Source organism: Herbaspirillum lusitanum P6-12, from assembly GCF_000256565.1.
GTDB lineage: Bacteria > Pseudomonadota > Gammaproteobacteria > Burkholderiales > Burkholderiaceae_D > Herbaspirillum > Herbaspirillum lusitanum.
This window is the reverse complement of the sequence record NZ_AJHH01000229.1, coordinates 1-1,829: the sequence shown is the minus strand read 5'-3', so window position 1 is coordinate 1,829 and position 1,829 is coordinate 1. Positions and strand designations below refer to the sequence as shown.

General features: G+C 61.3%; 2 protein-coding genes. One reads left to right on the top strand and one right to left on the bottom strand.

All coding sequences use genetic code 11. The features are described 5' to 3' along the window. A partial coding sequence (locus HLUSI_RS0107495) for a transporter substrate-binding domain-containing protein (protein ID WP_016833386.1) occupies nt 1–835 on the bottom strand: 835 nt, incomplete at its 3' end. 336 nt (nt 836–1,171) lie between these two features. Here HLUSI_RS0107495 and HLUSI_RS0107490 point away from each other — a divergent pair. Next, on the top strand, nt 1,172–1,829 hold a 658-nt coding region (locus tag HLUSI_RS0107490), incomplete at its 3' end, for a saccharopine dehydrogenase family protein (RefSeq protein ID WP_016833385.1).

Below are 1,829 nucleotides of genomic sequence, written 5' to 3'. Positions count from 1 at the left end.
GAATCTGCGGCGGCACGTCTTCCGGACGCACGCCGGACAGCTTCTGCAGGTTTTCCAGCACGGTGGACTTGACCTTGCCGGCGGCGCGCTCTTGCACGATCCACTTGTTGATGTAGTCGAGCCAGGCCTTGTCGTCTTCCTTCGGCACGCCGATGTTGGTCGAGGTCGCTTCCAGCGGCATCGGCACGATCATGGTGCCCAGGCTCGGGTTCTTCTTCAGCACGTTCAGCGCCAGCAGCCAGACCAGCACCTGCACGTCGACGCGACCGGTTTGCAATGCCAGGGTGGCGTCGTCGGCTTTTTCCAGGCGCACGATGGTGGCCTTGGGACAGACGCGCGAAATCATCGCATCGTGCGACGAACCGATGTCGACGCCGATCTTGACTTCAGGTTTGTTGAGCTCTTCCCAGGTCTTCGGCGCGAAACCCTTCTTGGAGACGATGGTGAAGGCGTTGTTGAACAGCGGCTCGGAGAAGCCGACCGTTTCGCGACGCGCCGGCGTCGGATTGAGGCCGAAGAAGACGTCGATCTTGCGCGTCTGCAGGTCCAGCACCGAATTGCCCCAGGTGGTTTCCAGCACTTCCAGCTTGACGTTCAGGCTGGCCGCGAGGTTCTTGGCGAAATCAACCATGAAGCCGACCCATTCACCGCTGGCCAGGTCCTTGTTGTAGTAAGGGGCCTGACCGCGTACACCACCAATGCGCAGCACTTTGGTCCGCTTGATGCGGGCGAAGGTGCTTTCCGCGCCTGGCGCACTTTGCGCGAAGACGCCCGGCAGATAGCCGGCGGCGGCGAGACCCGCCACGTTGGTGATGAAACGGCGACGATTTTGCATTGCTTCTCTCCCTGATGAATTGAGTGGCACTGATGTGCGCTGGTTGGCTTGCGTGCCGCCCGGACTTCTGGCCCCGACGGCATCCTGCAATTTTAATACCAAGCGGTATGTGTTGCGCAGCATATTGCACATTCCCGCTTGCCGGGAATGCCGCTGGAAGCGGCTTGTGCGGATGCTTTTTCGGCATGGACTGCCATTTGCATCATTGATCGCTACAAAACGACCAAATTATCGTCATAGACGCATCAATCTTGGTCTTTTTATCGTGACGGTGGCTTCTTACAATGAAGGCACCCCGGCCAACACGGCTGTAAATCCACAACACGGAGCGCCATCATGAAAATCGTCCTGCTCGGCACCGGCCACATTGGCCTGGCCATCGCCCGCCTCCTTCACTTGCATGCCGACGGCGACTATCAGTTGCTGGCCGCCGACCGCGATGCCTCCGCACTGGCGGCGATGCGCGCCCTCGGCGTGGAAACCGCCCAGGTCGACTTCAACGACCATGATGCGCTGTGCAGCCTGCTGTCGGGGCGCGATGCCTGCCTCAACGCGCTGCCGTACCACATGGCGACCGCCGTGGCGAAGGCGGCCAAACTGAGCGGCGTGCATTACTTCGACCTGACCGAAGACGTGCGCTCCACCCGCGCCATCGCCAAGCTGGCCGCCGGTGCGGACACGGCGTTCATGCCGCAATGCGGTCTCGCGCCGGGCTTCATCGGCATCGCCGCGCATTCGCTGACCGGCAGCTTCGACGAAATCCACGAGGTCAAGATGCGCGTCGGCGCGCTGCCGGAGTTTCCCACCAATGCGCTGAAATACAACCTGACCTGGAGCGTCGACGGGCTGGTCAACGAGTACTGCCATCCTTGCGAAGCGATCCGCGACGGCAAGATGCAGGACATCCAGCCGCTCGAAGGACTGGAGCATTTTTCGCTGGACGGGGTCGAGTACGAAGCCTTCAACACCTCGGGAGGACTCGGCACGCTGTGCA